This window comes from Niabella soli DSM 19437, assembly GCF_000243115.2.
In the GTDB taxonomy this organism is placed as follows: Bacteria; Bacteroidota; Bacteroidia; order Chitinophagales; family Chitinophagaceae; genus Niabella; species Niabella soli.
Map to the genome: position 1 here is coordinate 3819991 of NZ_CP007035.1, position 16162 is coordinate 3836152.

Annotated in this window: 11 protein-coding genes; 10 read left to right on the top strand and 1 reads right to left on the bottom strand. The window is 46.7% G+C overall.

Annotation, left to right across the window (positions count from 1 at the left end; translation table 11 throughout):
• Window positions 1-3 precede the first annotated feature (3 nt).
• Genes NIASO_RS16055 through NIASO_RS16095 form a run of 9 tightly spaced genes read left to right on the top strand, consistent with a single transcriptional unit; the run spans window position 4 to window position 13048 of the window.
• Window positions 4-1269 (top strand): sialidase family protein, encoded by a 1266-nt coding sequence (locus tag NIASO_RS16055; RefSeq protein ID WP_008587589.1) that lies wholly within the window; start codon window positions 4-6, stop codon window positions 1267-1269.
• A 30-nt stretch (window positions 1270-1299) separates the two neighbouring features.
• A complete protein-coding gene (locus NIASO_RS16060) occupies window positions 1300-4527 on the top strand; it encodes a SusC/RagA family TonB-linked outer membrane protein (RefSeq protein ID WP_168128494.1) in 3228 nt (1075 codons plus the stop codon).
• A gap of 40 nt (window positions 4528-4567) precedes the next feature.
• On the top strand, window positions 4568-6004 hold the full coding sequence (locus NIASO_RS16065) for a RagB/SusD family nutrient uptake outer membrane protein (protein WP_008587594.1): 1437 nt from the start codon (window positions 4568-4570) through the stop codon (window positions 6002-6004).
• Window positions 6005-6015: 11 nt separating this feature from the next.
• Complete coding sequence (locus tag NIASO_RS16070) at window positions 6016-7134, top strand: sialidase family protein (protein ID WP_008587597.1); 1119 nt, start codon at window positions 6016-6018, stop codon at window positions 7132-7134.
• A gap of 7 nt (window positions 7135-7141) precedes the next feature.
• Window positions 7142-8650, top strand: a complete 1509-nt coding sequence (locus NIASO_RS16075; protein ID WP_008587598.1) for a PKD domain-containing protein — start codon at window positions 7142-7144, stop codon at window positions 8648-8650.
• A gap of 12 nt (window positions 8651-8662) precedes the next feature.
• Window positions 8663-9835: a sialidase family protein gene (locus NIASO_RS16080; protein ID WP_008587600.1), complete on the top strand. Its 1173-nt coding sequence runs from the start codon at window positions 8663-8665 to the stop codon at window positions 9833-9835.
• A 5-nt stretch (window positions 9836-9840) separates the two neighbouring features.
• Complete coding sequence (locus NIASO_RS16085) at window positions 9841-10761, top strand: dihydrodipicolinate synthase family protein (RefSeq protein WP_008587602.1); 921 nt, start codon at window positions 9841-9843, stop codon at window positions 10759-10761.
• On the top strand, window positions 10751-11797 hold the full coding sequence (locus NIASO_RS16090) for a hypothetical protein (protein ID WP_025299064.1): 1047 nt from the start codon (window positions 10751-10753) through the stop codon (window positions 11795-11797). The genes NIASO_RS16085 and NIASO_RS16090 overlap by 11 nt, the downstream gene beginning before the upstream one ends.
• 12 nt (window positions 11798-11809) lie before the next feature.
• Window positions 11810-13048 (top strand): MFS transporter, encoded by a 1239-nt coding sequence (locus NIASO_RS16095; protein ID WP_008587606.1) that lies wholly within the window; start codon window positions 11810-11812, stop codon window positions 13046-13048.
• Window positions 13049-13078: 30 nt separating this feature from the next.
• Here NIASO_RS16095 and NIASO_RS16100 read toward each other — a convergent pair whose 3' ends face one another.
• The gene (locus tag NIASO_RS16100; protein WP_008587608.1) at window positions 13079-13819 is read right to left on the bottom strand and encodes a class I SAM-dependent methyltransferase; all 741 of its coding nucleotides are present in this window, start codon (window positions 13817-13819) and stop codon (window positions 13079-13081) included.
• A 206-nt stretch (window positions 13820-14025) separates the two neighbouring features.
• On the opposite strand from NIASO_RS16100, the gene NIASO_RS16105 reads away from it, so the two are divergent.
• On the top strand, window positions 14026-16161 hold the full coding sequence (locus NIASO_RS16105; protein ID WP_245605195.1) for a DUF5916 domain-containing protein: 2136 nt from the start codon (window positions 14026-14028) through the stop codon (window positions 16159-16161).
• Window position 16162: the final 1 nt, after the last annotated feature.

The window sequence follows — 16162 nt, forward strand, 5'->3', positions numbered from 1 at the left end:
CATATGCCAAAAATAAAATGCTCCCGGTTGTGGATAGCCCTCATGGGGCTGCCTTTATTGTTAGGAGGTTGTATAAAAACAATAAAGGAAGTTGCTCAGGATAAAGAAAAAACAGTGCTGGCCGGCACGGCAACGGCAATGACCGTAACAACGGCTGCGCCTTACCGGATGCTTCCGGCGGTGCTTTTTGACGGAGGGAATGAGGCCGGTTATCACAGTTTCCGCATCCCTTCTATTATTAAGGCAAAAGACGGTGTGCTGCTAGCTTTCTGTGAGGGCCGCAAAAATGGCCCCACCGACTACGGGGATATAGATGTGGTTTGCAAACGCTCAACAGATAATGGTATTACCTGGAGCAGCCTGAAAATAGTGGCCGGACAAAACTCCACGGATACCTGGGGGAATCCCACTACCGTATTTGACCCCACAAAGGGCACCAATGGCCGCGTTTGGTTGTTTATGTCCTGGAACCTGGGTTCGTTTACAGATATGAGTCAGATGAACTACTGGGGCGCCCGCCGCGTAAAAATCACCTATAGTGATGATAATGGCGTTACCTGGAGTACCCCAACAGATGCAACCGAAACATTGACACCCACCTATATGAAATGGGATTGTGTAGGGCCTGGTATTGGGATCCGTACCCAGTTTGATCATCCGGGGCGCCTGGTTATCCCCGCAAAGGACCGCAATATTTACAGTGATGATAAGGGTAGTACCTGGACCTATACCTTACTGCCGGCCGGTGGTAGCGAAGGGACCATTATAGAAAAAATGAACCAGAATGAGGGGGGCTGGTACGCCCGTATAGACCGGCCGGGTAGCAGTCTCCAGGAAAACCGTACCCATATCCGTTCAGTTGGCAACCTGCCGGGCACCTGGTCTTCCTGGGCCTATATCAGTCAGTTGCCCAGTCCCGGAACGGGAGGATGCGAAGGCTCCCTGTTACGCTATAATACAGACAGTCCGCATCGCACCTTGTTTATCGGTCCCAATTCAACCGATAAACGTTGCGACATGAACATCTGGGTAAGCTACAATGACGGAACAACCTGGCCGGTGCACCGGTCGCTGATTTATTACAATACCTGTGACTATGCCAATATTACGGCAGGCAGGGGTGGTTACTCGTCTATGGCAAAAACGGCGGATTATTGCGTCGCCGCCTTAACCGAGCTGAATGAAGATTTACATGTAAGCACCAGTAATAAATCTATTGAACTGCACAAGTTCAATCTTCCCTGGATTTTGGAAAATAATCCTGAATAATAAATGTTTAAAGACATACAAACTATTGCTATGAAGTCGATTGCTCTATTCTGTTTTTTTAGTCTTTGTCTTTGGGGATCCGTTGGTCTGAACGCTCAAACGTCGCGGACAATAACCGGTACCGTGGTCAGCGCGGATTTACAACCCATAGCTGGCGCCAGTATTGTAGTGAAAGGGACCACGCTGGGAACCATAACGGACACTACGGGTGCCTTTAGTATCCGGCTCCCGCAAAATGCCGGCACACTGGCGGTAAGCGCGCTGGGTTTTAAGGAACGGGAAATAATTCCCGGTAAAGACCTGCATATTACGGTAACGCTGGATCCCCGGTCGGATCCGCTGAATGAAGTGGTTGTCATTGCCTATGGCAAACAATCCCGCAGTACTATAACCACCTCGGTTTCAAAAGTGGGTAGCCAGGAGTTTAAAAATGCGCCGGGAGTGAATCCGTTGGTACAATTACAGGGAAAGGTAGCGGGTGTGTCGCTGCAGTTATCCGATGGTCAGCCGGGCGCCAACCCCCAGATATTTATCCGCGGCGGAAGTTCTACTTCGCCTGAAAGCGATGCGCCCTTACTGATTGTAGATGGGATCGTAGGCCAGATGCGCAACATCAGTGACCTGAACCCTGACGATATTGAATCGATGGAAATTCTGAAGGATGCCGCGTCCACAGCCCTCTACGGCGCCCGGGCCGCAAACGGCGTTATTATTGTTACTACAAAAAAAGGTGCCGCCGGCAAACCGAAGATCAATGTAAAATTTTCAACGGGGCAGGATCAACAGGCAAAAAAATATAACTTCTTAAACGCACACGATTATATTTATGTAACCCGCAAAAACATCGCTGCCTACAATACGACCAACCCGCAATTGTATTTAAGCGGTGGTACTTACGGCATGTCTACCGGCAACCCGCGCAACACAAAGAATACACTGGAATTCCTGGATGTATATATAAGAGATTATGGTGAAGATTATGTGGCGGACCTTATTAACAACCAGGGTTGGGAAACCATGGACGATCCCGCTACCGGCAAAAAACTGATCTTTAAGAATACAAATTTTGAGGACGTGACCTATCAAACCGCCAACCGGTTTGACGTGGACGCCAGTGTAAGCGGCGGTTCTGATAAGTACACGTATTATATGGGCCTGGGGCATAATAACCAGGATGGTATTGTATACGGTACCTATTATAAAGGCTACAACGGCTTGTTTAACGGAACCATGAAGCTGAGCAATAAATGGAGTATGAATACCAGCTTCAGCTTCCAGTTGCGCAATTCCAATGCACCGAATAACTATACCAATGTGGTCAACCGCTCTATAAAAACACCGCCAACCTACCGGCTGCGTTTCGAAGACGGAACGCCCGCCCCGGGCGAAGGTATTTCGTCTTTTCTGCCGCGTCTTTACGAAGTGTACTACAAAGAAAAATATACCGATGTAAAAGTATACCGCTATACGTCCAAGGTGGGCGCCAACTGGGATATTTTGCCGGGGCTGAGTTTTGCACCCACCTTCTATTATTTTACAACAGAGGGGATTGAAAACCGGTATGAAGGATTCAGTACCGTTTATAAAAACAGGAATGCGTCTGCCAATCATAATTTCGACCGGCAAACACAGATTGACGGACTGCTAAGTTATAATAAAAAGATAGGGCAAGGGCATCACCTGAATACGGTACTCGGCACCAGTTATATTAACAACTACGCGTATCGCCTGAGTGCCAGTGGTCGCGGCGCCCCTACTGATTATATCACTACCCTGAATGCCACGGTGCCGGAAACACAACGGACTTCCTCCACCAAGTCTTCGGAGGCGATGATAAGTTATTTTGGCCGGGCAGACTACGACTATAAATCAAGGTATATGTTGTCTGCCAGTTTAAGAATGGACGGGTCTTCCCGCTTTGCGGAGAAAAAACGGCAGGCGTTTTTCCCGGGTGTTTCGGCGGGATGGAATGTGCATAAGGAAAAATTCTGGGAGCCAGCGTTAAAAACCGTCAGCTCATTAAAGCTGCGTTCCAGCTTTGGGTTGGTGGGCAACAATAATATCGGAACCTACGACGCCTATGGGCAATATGCAACGGGCTATAATTACGATGCGCAAGCGGGCATTTTAAATACCACGCTTAAAAATGACATATTGGTTTGGGAAAAAACGGCTTCATTTGATGCCGGGGCAGATATCGGTTTTTTGAACAACCGCGTAACATTGATCCTGGATTATTATAATAAACTAACCTCCAACCGTCTTTTTGACAAACCCCTGGATGCCACAACTGGTTTCTCTTCTATCAAGAGCAACTATGGCTCTATCCGCAACAGCGGTTTCGAAATAGAACTGGAGGCCCTGCCGGTGCAAACCAAAAATTTTTCCTGGAAAGTGAACGCCACCTTCTCCTACAATAAAGGCGTGGTAGTAAAACTGCCCGCTAACGGGGAAGACAAGAACCGGGTTGGCGGAAACTATGTCTATGATCCGGCATCAGGAACGTATAAAAAAGTGGGTGGATTTGCCGAGGGCGAACGCTTTGGACAGCGCTGGGCTTATCACCTCCTGGGCGCCTATGCAACCGATGAGGATGCCGCCAATGCCCCGCGCGATCTCAATGCCAGCGGCCGCGTAAAACTGGGCGGAGACGCGATCTGGGATGATCTGGATGGGAACGGTATCATTGATAATAATGATATGATCTTTATGGGTTACATACGCCCCAATAAAATGGGCGGCTTTGTAAACACCATTACTTATAAAAGCCTTTCGCTGCGCCTGGTGGGCGATTGGGCTACGGGCCATGTTATCGATAATAAATTTAAGGCGGATATTATGGGAAGTGCGCGCAACAATAACTCAGCCCTGCCCGATGTGCTGGGCCCCGATGTATGGAAACAACAGGGAGATAGAGCAACGATCCCGAAATATACGGTACAGAGCGATTATGATTATAATTTCAGGAACCACCTTCGCTGGGATAATGGCATTGGCAATTCCGACGGATCTAATAATTCATTGTATTATTCAAAAGGTGATTTCCTGGCGTTCCGCGAAGTAACGATCAGCTATCGTTTCCCGCAAAAGCTCATTAACCGGATCTTCCTGCAGAATCTGGAAGCATTTGGCTCCGTATATAACCTGGGATATCTCACCCACTACAGCGGGCTGATGCCCGAAGTGTACACGGGCTCCGATCCGGGTTTGTATCCCCGGCCGAGACAAGTGATTTTTGGAATTAACGCAACCTTTTAAATCCGCAGATTCAAATCAAAAAAAAATAAAAGCGATACGGATGAAAAATTATTATACACTTATTTTTTTGCTCGCGGGCCTGTTCTTTTTGCCGGCCTGTGAAAAGCTGATCGATATAAAGCCGGATTCGGCCATCACCGCTGAAAATTACTGGAATGCCGAGGGTGATGTAACAGGCTATCTTACCGGCATCTATTCAAAGTACCGGGATGTAATGAATAATACTTACTACTTGGAAGACCGGGGCGATGCATTCAGCCCGGGGCTGGAATCGGGGATGTCATCAGCATGGCTGCAAAACCTGACGCCTCAAAATGCGCCCAACTGGCTCGATTTTTATAACGTAGTGCATCATTGCAACTTGCTGTTAAAATATGCTCCGGGAATTTCTTTTGGACAGGAGGCCAACAAAAACCGTGTGCTGGCTCAGACCAAATTTATCAGGGCACATATTTATTTTACACTGCTGCGCTCCTGGGGGGATGTACCTATTGTAACAGAGCCTACAGAAAGTGCAGATATGAAGTTGCCTGCAAGAACAAAGGCAACGGAAGTAGCGGCTTTTATTTTGAAAGACATCGACGAGGCCATCAGCGCTTTTCCGGAAGATAATATAAAAGATAAGGACCTGGCTTCAAAACAGGCGGCTTATGCCTTAAAGGCTGATGTGCTGCTATGGAAGGCAAAGGTATTAGGGGGCGGTACTGCCGATCTTACCGAAGCCATTGCAGCGGTGGATAAGGCTTCGGTGGGCTTAAGCCTGGAAGACGATTTTTCGAAAATATTCAGCACCGATAACCGGAAAGGAAAGGAAGTATTGTTTGCACTGCATTTTTTAAAGGACGAAAAATCGGATCAGTATAGCAAACAACTGAAACCGCGCGATCTTTTTGTTCAGGCGGCACTCAATAAAAATGATATTCCCTATGCGGTAAGTGGCGCCCGTAGCCAATATGCGCCGTCCGATAAATTGCAGCAGGCGTTTAAAGCAAATGCAAACGATAAAAGAACAAACGCTTCCTTTATTGTTGCGGTGGGTGCTAATAATGCGGTTATTGGTGTATTTGATAATAAAATGCGCGGCACCGTTTACCCGGACAACCGGTATTACGACAATGATATCATCGTATACCGCTTAGGTGAATTGATCCTTTTTAAAGCAGAGGCGCTGGCCGCATTGGGCCGTACAGGAGAGGCAATTGTTGAACTGAATAAGATAAGAACACGGGCGGGAATTGGTAATTATACCAGCTCAACAGACCAACGTACCATAGAACGGGAAATATTGAACGAGCGTTTTCGCGAATTGTACCTGGAGCTCAAACGCTGGCCGGATCTGCTGCGCTTTCATTTTGAAGGGGTGATTGATGTGCGCGCGGAAGTGCCGAATATGAACGCCTCCATACCGCTGTTCTTCCCCATTCCGAAGGCACAGATCGATATTAATTCAAATTTGACTCAGACTGAAGGATATTAAATTTAAAAACGATGCTTACGAAAACTTTTTTTTCAATATGGTTTTGTGGCCTGGTACTGATGGTGACCGGCTGTAAAAAACAAGGACTGGTAGGGTTTGAACCCGTGAACCCGAATGCGCCGGGCCTGATAGACTCTAATAAATATGTAAAGCTTTTTGAACGGGGATATAAAGGCTATGCGCTGTTTCGCATCCCTGCAATCGTGCGGGCAAAATCCGGAACGCTGCTGGCTTTTGCAGAAGGGCGCATGTGCGGCTCCTGTGGCGATGCGGGCGATATTAATATGGTACTGAAAAGAAGTACCGATGGAGGTAAAACCTGGGGCGACCTATCGGTGATCTGGGATGACGGGGGAAATACCTGTGGCAATCCTGTGCCCATTGTGGATGAAACAACCGGCACCATTCACCTTCTGATGAGCTGGAACAATACCCGCGCATTTGTAACACATTCAACTGATGAAGGCCTTACCTGGTCGGTGCCTGCAGAGATCACCGCTAACGTAAAAGACATAGGCTGGACCTGGTATGCAACCGGCCCGGTACATGGCATCCAGTTAACGGAAGGTACTTATAAGGGCAGACTGATCGCTCCTACTTATACAACGGCCACCGGTCTGGGAAATAAGAGTTATTCTTTTGCTGTTTATTCAGATGATCATGGGGCTACCTGGAAAAAGGGTGCCCTCACAAAACAGGGAGATGTTGGAGAATGTACGGTGGCGGAAACCAATGCAGGCCTGCTGTTAAATATGCGTTCCGCAGTATCTAATGCGCGCGTATTGGCAACGAGCATCGACGGCGGGTTAAGCTGGGGCGATAATCAATTACAACCAGCACTGGTTGATCCAAAGTGCCAGGGAAGCATGATCAGTTTTAAGCAGAATGGGAGCTGGGTGTTGCTGCAATCCAATGCAGCCGCGCAAACCCGTACAAACATGACCGTTAAAATGTCTGCGGATGATGGGAAAAGCTGGGCAAAATCCTATACCGTTTTTTATGGCGCCTCCGCTTATTCGGATATGACATTGCTGGATGACAGCCACATCGGTCTGCTCTTCGAAAATGGCGATAAAAACCCCTACGACCGGATCTATTTTAAACGCATTCCTTTATCCAACCTTCAATAACTGCACTATGAGAATTATAAATTATTTATCGGGGATCTCCCTGGTCGTTGCACTGCTGTTGGCAGGATGTAAAAAAGATAACGTCAGCTCAGCAATAACCATCGATTTTACTTCCAGTAAAGTACAATTGTCCGCTGGCGACAGTGTTACTTTTAAAGACCTGGCACAGGGAACCGTCTCAAACTGGCAGTGGGAGTTTGAAGGCGGAGCGCCGGCTACCTCCAATCTTTCAGGCCCAACTGTAACTTATAATACGCCGGGCACTTATTCCGTAACTTTGAAATTGAGAAATGCGGCCAACGAAGTAGTACTTAAAAAGGAAAAGATGATTGTGGTGGGCTATAACCGGGTCAAGGCCGACTTTAAGCTACAAAAGACCGTGGCCCTTCAAAACGAAATGCTGCAATTTAAAGACACCAGTACCGGAATGCCTACCGGGTGGAAATGGGAATTTACAGCCCTGGCGACCGGCAAGATTTTAAACTCAGATAAGCAGCACCCGGAAATGAGTTTTACCGATACCGGCTATTATAATATCCGGCTGATAGCGTCGAACCCGGATTACAGCGATACCATTGTGAAAGAAAAAGCATTGCGCATTATTGACCCGCACATGCTGGCTTCCGGCTTTAGCGCGAATATTCAGGCCGCTTACGAAGGACAGTCCGTTCAGTTTACCGATCAATCTCTGGGCCTTGCAACCGAATGGGATTGGGAAATAAAGTCTGATGCCGCGGCATTGCAGTCTTCAGAACAAAACCCCACTCTTACTTTTGCCAAAGCGGGCATCTATTCGGTAACGCTGAATGTAAAAAACAGTGTAACAACCAGTTCAAAAACAGTGGAACGGTTTGTTAAAATTATTCCGGCGAACGGGTTGGTGGGGTACTTTCCGTTCAATAGCTCGCTAAATGATGCGGGACCTTTAAAACTTGCTTCATCGTTAAAAGGCCAGGTCGGTATCGTACAGGCAAGCAGGAACGGAACTACAACCGGGGTCGGCAGCTTTGACGGCAGCGGTGGAATTATTGTAGCAGATAATCCGGCATTTAATATGGGCGTTGGTGATTTTACAATCTCTGTTTGGATACAATCTACCAGTAGTGTAAGAATGATGATATGGCAGGAAAGCGGCAAAAACGGTTCAAAAGACAACCAGGCCTGGTTGCGCCTGAACAGTTCTGCCACCCAATATACCGCGTTTAATATCGAAGATGCTGCGGGTGGCTCGTTCCTGGCGCTGGCAGATCCGGGGAATATTGCGGATGGTAAATGGTATCATGTGGTGGCCGTGCGCTCGGGATTGGTAACAAAGATTTATATTAATGGTCAGAAAATGATCGAGCGCACTTCTACTACTGGTATCAAGGATGTTTCCAATGCAGCAGACTTTAAGATCGGCATGCAGGAAGGAGCTACCAGTTTTAGTAATTATTTTATAGGAAAGCTGGATGAATTGATTGTTTACAAGCGGGCATTAACGGACAGTGAGATCACCAATTTGTTTCAATACTAATGAATGATAAAAATGGCAGCATCGGAAAAAAGAGATGGAGTGTTTAAGCAGTTATTGCTTTGGGTAACATTGGGTTGGTTACTACTAATCATGAACGGATGTAGTGCGCGGCTGCAATCGGCCAAAGAACAGACTACAACTGTTTTTGCCCCGGATGCTGTATATAAATCTACCCGCATCCCGGCGCTGGTATATACAAAGCGCGGCTCTTTGCTTGCTTTTTGTGAAGGCCGCATCGGCACCGCCAGCGACTGGGCTGATATGAACCTGATCATGCGCCGCAGCATTGACGGCGGACGCAGTTGGGCGCCGATTGTGATCATCGATTCCATGAAAGGCGGACCGGTTGGGAATCCCACGCCGATTGTAGATGCAAACGGAATCATTCACCTGCTCTACCAACGGGATTATGCAGAAGGCTTTTATACCTTTTCGGAGGATGATGGTAAAACCTGGGCAAAACCCGTGAATATTACCGCAACCTATAATGCATTCAGACCGGAGTATAACTGGAAGGTGCTGGCGCCCGGTCCGGGGCATGGCATTCAACTACAGAACGGTCGTTTGTTGAGCGCGGTATGGCTGGCCAATTCATCAAAAACAAAACCGCGCAGAAGTCATTCCCCCTCCTGCGTGGCTACTATTTACAGCGATGATCATGGCAAAACATGGAAACGGGGCGCTATTATCGCAGACAGCTCGGCGGCCGTTGCGAATCCCAATGAAAGCATGCCGGTGCAGTTGGAGGATGGAACCGTGCTGATGAGCATCCGGAACCCTTCAAAGCAACTGAGAAGGGCGTTTAGCACAAGCCCCACCGGCATTGGTGATTGGACGACTCTCCGGTTTGCGGATGCTTTATTTGACCCCACTTGTATGGCCCCCATTATTGCATTGCCAAAACGGAATGCCCGGGGGAGTGCAGCGTTGCTGTTCGTGAATCCAGACAGCCGGAATATCGAAAAACATCCGCGCCGCAATCTTTCTGCAAAACTGTCGTTTGATAGCGGGAAAACCTGGAGCTTTGATAAAGTGATTGATGCAGGTCCATCGGGTTATAGCGATCTGGCGGTAGACGAAAAAGGAAATGTGTATTGCCTGTATGAATCGGCAGTAAAAGATCGCGATTTTAATTACCGGCTGATATTAAAAAAATTGCCGGCAAAATGGTTTCAAAAAAAATAATTTAGATGAAAATAAAAGGATTAATAGCAGCAACTTTTAGTACGCTGCGGACGGATGGTTCAGTAGATCTTGAGATGATCCCGTTACTGGTAGAACAATTGATAGCCGATGACGTAAAGGGGGTATTTATTTGCGGAACGAACGGAGAAGGCCCCAACCTTACGATGGAGGAGCGGATGCAGATAGCGGAAGCGTATATTAAAGCCGTTAATAAAAGAATGCTGGTTTTGGTGCATGTGGGGCATACGGCTATTGCAGAATCGCGCCGCCTGGCAAAGCATGCCAGCGACATTGGAGCTGATGCCATTTCTTCTGTGGCTGGTTTTTATTTTAAACCCACATCCGTAAATAACCTGGCTGATTGCATGGCTGCCATTGCAGAGGCTGCCCCGGATATTCCCTTCTATTATTATCATATTCCGGCCATTACCGGCATTGCCGTGGATATGATCCGCTTCCTGGAACTGGCCGAAGAAAAGATACCCAACTTCGCAGGGATAAAATACACAGCAGCCACTTTACACGAATACCAGCGCTGTCTGAATTATAAGAACGGCAAGTACGATATGCTGTTTGGTTACGACGAATTATTATTACCCGCTTTGTCCATAGGAGCAAAAGGCGCAATCGGGAGCACTTACACTTTTGCGGCGCCGTTGTATAATGCCATTATCAGGGCATTTGAGGAGGGAAACATGGAAAGGGCCAAAACCCTCCAATGGCAGGCGGTGCAGATGATCTCCTGTTTGCCTGAATACGGACCGATCCCCACCCAAAAAGCCATAGTAGGATTTGGGGGGCTTGAGTTGGGCCCCTGCCGCTTGCCATTAACAGCATTGGCGGCGGATAAAAAACAGGAAGTAAAACAATTTCTGGAATCCATGCACTTTTTTGAAAACCTCAGCCTGATCCGGAATGAAAATTAAATACCGTTTAATAGTATTAATAGTGATACAAATGCTGCTAAAAACAATAGCTGCGCAGCAGTTTACAATTGAGCAATGGAACGTGTTGCCCGATACCACCGGTTTTGCAGGTTCTTTTGCGGGCCTGATCAATGGCCAGTTGGTGGTGGCGGGCGGCAGCAATTTTCCCGGAGGCGGAGCACCCTGGCTGGGATCGAAAAAAGTATGGTACGATCAGGTGTTTTTGTTTGACAATAAAACGGCAACATGGAAAAAGATCGGCAACCTGCCGCAGCCGCTTGGTTATGGCGTTTCCGTTTCATTGCCCGAAGGATTGCTTTGTATAGGAGGTAGTAATGCAGCAGGGCATAGTGCCACGGTGTTATTGCTGGAGCTAAAGGAGGGAAAGCTGTATACAGATACGCTGCAACCGCTGCCGCAGCCATTGGCGAATACTTGTGGTGCGCTGGTGCAGAATAAAATTTATGTGGCCGGGGGCATCACAGCGCCGGACGCAAAGAGCACTTCCGCGGCTTTTTATGAACTGGATTTTTCGAAGGGGTTGAAAAATGCAAAATGGAAAACGTTACCCGCCTGGCAGGGCCCCTCGCGCATGTTGAGTGTAGCGGCGGCTGTTGATGATTTTTTTTATTTGTTCAGTGGCGCGCAGTTGGTTAACGGGCAAAGGGTGTATCTCCGCGATGCCTATCGTTTTTCGAAAAGATCCGGATGGGTAAAAATAGCTGACCTGCCACATCCGGTACTGGCAGCCCCTTCACCGCTGCTGCACGATAAACAACATATCTTTCTTTTGGGAGGTGATGACGGCAGTAATGCCGGTAAAGACCTGCGTGAAGCGCACCCGGGTTTTAGCAAACAACTACTGGCTTATGACTACAGGAAAAATAAATGGTTGGTGTTACCTGCTCAAATGAATGCGTCGTTTATTCCTGTAACAACTACTGCTGTTTTATGGGATGGGCAATGGATGATTCCGGGTGGGGAAATAAAGCCAGGCATTCGCACTCCAATGGTGTTGAGAATTTTAAAAAAATAAGGACAACAGGTGATGCAGTTGAAAGAAAGAAAATATTATAAATGGGTTGTAGTGGCGTTGTTGTCAGTAGTGGCGTTGCTCAACTACCTCGACCGGCAAATGCTGTCCACCATGCAGCCTGCAATGAAGCTGGATATTGAAGCGTTAAAAACGGCCACCAATTTTGGCCGCCTGATGGCGATTTTTCTTTGGGTATACGGGCTGATGTCCCCGTTTTCGGGAATAATTGCCGACCGGCTGAACCGCAAATGGCTGATCACCGGAAGCCTTTTTATTTGGTCCCTGGTAACATTGCTGATGGGCTTAGCAACCGGCTTTACTGAACTGTATATTTTAAGAGCGATTATGGGCATCAGCGAAGCGCTTTATATTCCCGCTGCCTTATCCCTGATAGCCGATTATCATTCCTCAAAAACGCGCTCCCTGGCTGTGGGCATTCATATGATCGGTTTGTATGCCGGGCAATTTTTTGGGGGATTCGGCGGCACTGTTGCTGCCCGTTTTTCGTGGCAGGCTACCTTCCATTGGTTTGGTGTGGCAGGGATGGGCTATGCGATGATCCTTATTTTATTTTTGCGGGAGCACAGGGCAAAGCAAACAAACAATGAACCGGCAGGGGAAAAGAAAAATCCCTTTTCAGGCCTGCGTGTATTACTGAAAAATCCGGCATTTTGGGTATTGCTTTTTTATTTTGCGGTGCCCAGTTTACCGGGATGGGCCATTAAAAACTGGTTGCCTACTCTTTTTTCGAACTATTTGAAAATTGATATGAGCATTGCCGGTCCAAAGGCTATTGCCACACTTGCGGTTTCCTCTTTCCTGGGTGTGATCATTGGGGGAATGCTATCTGATAAATGGGTGCAACACAATTTAAAAGGGCGGGTGTACACAAGCGCCATGGGTATTTTTTTAACTATTCCGGCACTGTTTCTTCTTGCGTATGGAACAAGCGCATACTACCTGATGGCAGCAGCTTTCTGTTTCGGTTTTGGCTTTGGTATGTTCGATGCTAATAATATGCCCATTCTCTGCCAGTTTGTAGCGCCGCGTTACCGGGCCACGGGTTATGGAGTTATGAATATGATGGGCGTATTTTCGGGAGCGATCATTACGGATATCCTTGGTAAATCGGCCGATGCAGGCAATCTTAAAGGTGATTTTGCAGTGCTTGCGGTTATTGTGTTGGCGATATTGATCCTGCAACTGGCAGTATTAAATCCCAAAACGGCTGATTATAAAAATGAAGGTTGAGGCCTGCAGGAATTAAACATCGTTTTTATTTTAGATCTTCCCGATCCTTAAAAGCAACGGAAAGCAGACTTCTTTTTTTGCTCCATCGCCCCAAAATTCTTTAAGTGCTGCGTGTAATTTCTCAACCGGGTTATAACCATTTTGTTTTATAAAATGCTTAACAGCGGACCAGGTATTTAAATAGCCAATTAAATGTTCCAGGGTCCATTGCTGGCGATTTTCAAATTGCGGTGTTTCAATTTCATCAAAAGGGAACGGAATGGTTGCATAGCCTTCATCAATATATTTTCGCTCTTTGTCCCAATAGGTGCCGATAACATTCGTATAGAAGTCTGCAATTATGGGGTCTATTTCTTCAGAAATTTTAATGTTGCCATAACCCGTAACACAAAGTAGTGCGTCTTTAGTTGCGGTTCGTCGTACTTCTGCATAAAATTGTTCAAAGTCGAACCAATGAATCGCCTGCGCTACAATAATTAAATCAAACAGATGGTTGTCAAAATCGGTTTTCTCAGCCGGTTGCACCGAATAGGAAATATTGACGGCTTGCAATGCATGATCTATTTGCGACTGGCTGATATCCGTTGCAAAAATATGTTCAAAGGTCTTTGCCAATTCATAAGCGATCTGCCCGTTCCCGGTTCCGCAATCCCAGGCGTTTTTTTTTCGCGGAGTGATCGTATTTAGATAATTAAAAAAGTCCGGAGGATAAGTGGGCCGGTACTTTGCGTATTGATCCGATTGGGATGAGAAGTAGTCTTTTATTGCCATGACGTATTTAATTAGCTGTGGCTGTATTCTTACTTGATCTGCGATAATCTGCGCGATCTGCGGGAACTGCAATTTTTTAACCAGCTCTAAGGTAGACAATCTTCCTGTTCGTTTTATAAATTTGACAGAACAAGCACGATCCTTTATTTTTACGACCAGGAAAACCAACGATCTTGCGAATATTTATTTTGCCCTGCTTATTGCTTTTGGCAATAAGTTCATATGCTCAAAAAAAGAACAGTAATTACACGCTGCACCTACATCGTAGTTCTTCGCCCATAACCATTGATGGTGTTATGGATGAGGAGGGATGGAAGCAGGCCGACGTGGCGGGTAATTTTTTTATGGTATTGCCCATGGATACCAGCCATGCAAACGTGCGTACTGAAGTGCGCATGACCTATGACAATGAGAATCTCTATCTTATGGCAACCTGTTATCATGATGGGCATAAATACATGGTAGAATCGCTGCGGCGCGATTTCAGTTTTCTCAAGAACGATAATTTTCTATTGTTTATGGATCCTTTTGATGATCAGACCAACGGCTTTTCCTTCGGTGCCAATGCGGCGGGCGCGCAGTGGGATGGTACCATGTATGAAGGCGGGAAGGTGGATCTGAGCTGGGATAACAAATGGACATCTGTTGTAAAAAATTATCCGGATAAATGGGTGTTCGAAGCAGCCATCCCCTTTAAATCGATTCGTTATAAAAAAGGGATTACCGAATGGGGCATTAATTTTAGCCGCCTGGATATTACTGCTGCTGAAAAATCGAGCTGGGCGCCGGTGCCCCGGCAATTCCCTACGGCATCGCTTGCTTACACCGGCACGTTAGTGTGGGACGAACCGCCGCCAACTGCCGGCTCCAATGTCTCCATTATTCCCTATGCACTCGGCGGTATTTCCAAAAATTATGAAAAGAAGCAACCAACGGAATATAAAAAGAATATCGGCGGCGATGTGAAAATTGCGGTGACCTCTTCTTTAAATCTGGACCTGACCGTAAATCCCGATTTTTCCCAGACAGATGTGGATCAGCAGATCGTTAATCTGGACAGGTATGAATTATTCTTTCCCGAAAAAAGGCAATTCTTTTTAGAGAACGCAGACCTTTTTGCCAACTTTGGATATGCCAATATACGGCCTTTCTTTTCACGACGTATTGGTTTGAATGCCCCGATTCGTTTCGGGGCACGACTAAGCGGTAAACTCAATAAAGACTGGCGCATCGGTTTCATGGATATGCAAACGGGCAGCGTAGCGGAAACAGGGTTGCCGGCGCAGAATTTTGGCGTTATAGCGTTGCAGCGACGCGTATTTGCCCGGTCCAATATCGGGTTCATTTTTGTTAATAAGCAATCCCTCAACTACACTCCCGGAGCGGATTCCAGCAAACCGGTTTATTCATTATACAATCGTAACGCAGGCTTGGAATATAATCTGGCATCTGCCAACAACCAATGGACCGGCAAGTTGTTGTTTTTAAAATCGTTTAACGACGGACCCAATAAAAAAGATTGGGTGCACGCTGCCAATCTTCAGTACTTAACCCGTAAGTGGCTGTTGCTTTGGCAGCAGGAATATGTGGGCAATAATTACAATGCGGAAGTAGGCTATGTACCTCGCAGGAGCTATTTCCGCATGTACCCGCAGGCAGGCTATTTATTCTTTCCAAAAGCAGGCAAGTTCATAAGTCACGGGCCAAAGGTGATTGCATCTGCTTATTTTAATGAATCGATGCATCGTACCGATGACGAATACACCTTTCAATACAATTTCAACTTTCGCGATCAGAGCACGGCCGATATTTTAGTCGCTCATGATTTTGTACAATTATTAACTCCTTTTGATCCCACCAATTCAGGCAAAGATTCATTGGCAAAAGGTTCGCAGCATAACTGGGTTGTTTACGGGGCCGATTATTTTTCACGGCCGCAACAATTATTTACCTATTCATTATCTGCCCGGTTTGGCGGTTATTATGCAAACGGCAAACGAACTACTATTTCAGGAGAACTGGGTTATCGCTTTCAGCCATACGTGGGCATTAATATTAAGGCCAGCTATAATAAACTGGATATGCCGGCCCCCTGGAATCAAACATACTTCTGGCTCATCGGACCCAGGATAGATGTAACCATGACGAATAAAATTTTCTTCACAGCGTTTATGCAATACAACCAGCAAACGAAGAATATCAATCTTAATACCCGTTTTCAATGGCGGTACAGACCGGCGTCAGATTTCTTCCTGGTGTATAGTGATAACTATTTGCCCGAGCCCTTCTCCGTTCGCAATCGAGCTGTAGTATTGAAATTTAATTATTGGTGGAATCTTTAGA

Coding starts and splice junctions, on each gene's coding strand:
- NIASO_RS16055 (WP_008587589.1), top strand. CDS start 4: ATGCCAAAAATAAAATGCTCCCGGTTGTGGATAGCCCTCATGGGGCTG.
- NIASO_RS16060 (WP_168128494.1), top strand. CDS start 1,300: ATGAAGTCGATTGCTCTATTCTGTTTTTTTAGTCTTTGTCTTTGGGGA.
- NIASO_RS16065 (WP_008587594.1), top strand. CDS start 4,568: ATGAAAAATTATTATACACTTATTTTTTTGCTCGCGGGCCTGTTCTTT.
- NIASO_RS16070 (WP_008587597.1), top strand. CDS start 6,016: ATGCTTACGAAAACTTTTTTTTCAATATGGTTTTGTGGCCTGGTACTG.
- NIASO_RS16075 (WP_008587598.1), top strand. CDS start 7,142: ATGAGAATTATAAATTATTTATCGGGGATCTCCCTGGTCGTTGCACTG.
- NIASO_RS16080 (WP_008587600.1), top strand. CDS start 8,663: ATGGCAGCATCGGAAAAAAGAGATGGAGTGTTTAAGCAGTTATTGCTT.
- NIASO_RS16085 (WP_008587602.1), top strand. CDS start 9,841: ATGAAAATAAAAGGATTAATAGCAGCAACTTTTAGTACGCTGCGGACG.
- NIASO_RS16090 (WP_025299064.1), top strand. CDS start 10,751: ATGAAAATTAAATACCGTTTAATAGTATTAATAGTGATACAAATGCTG.
- NIASO_RS16095 (WP_008587606.1), top strand. CDS start 11,810: ATGCAGTTGAAAGAAAGAAAATATTATAAATGGGTTGTAGTGGCGTTG.
- NIASO_RS16100 (WP_008587608.1), bottom strand. CDS start 13,819: ATGGCAATAAAAGACTACTTCTCATCCCAATCGGATCAATACGCAAAG.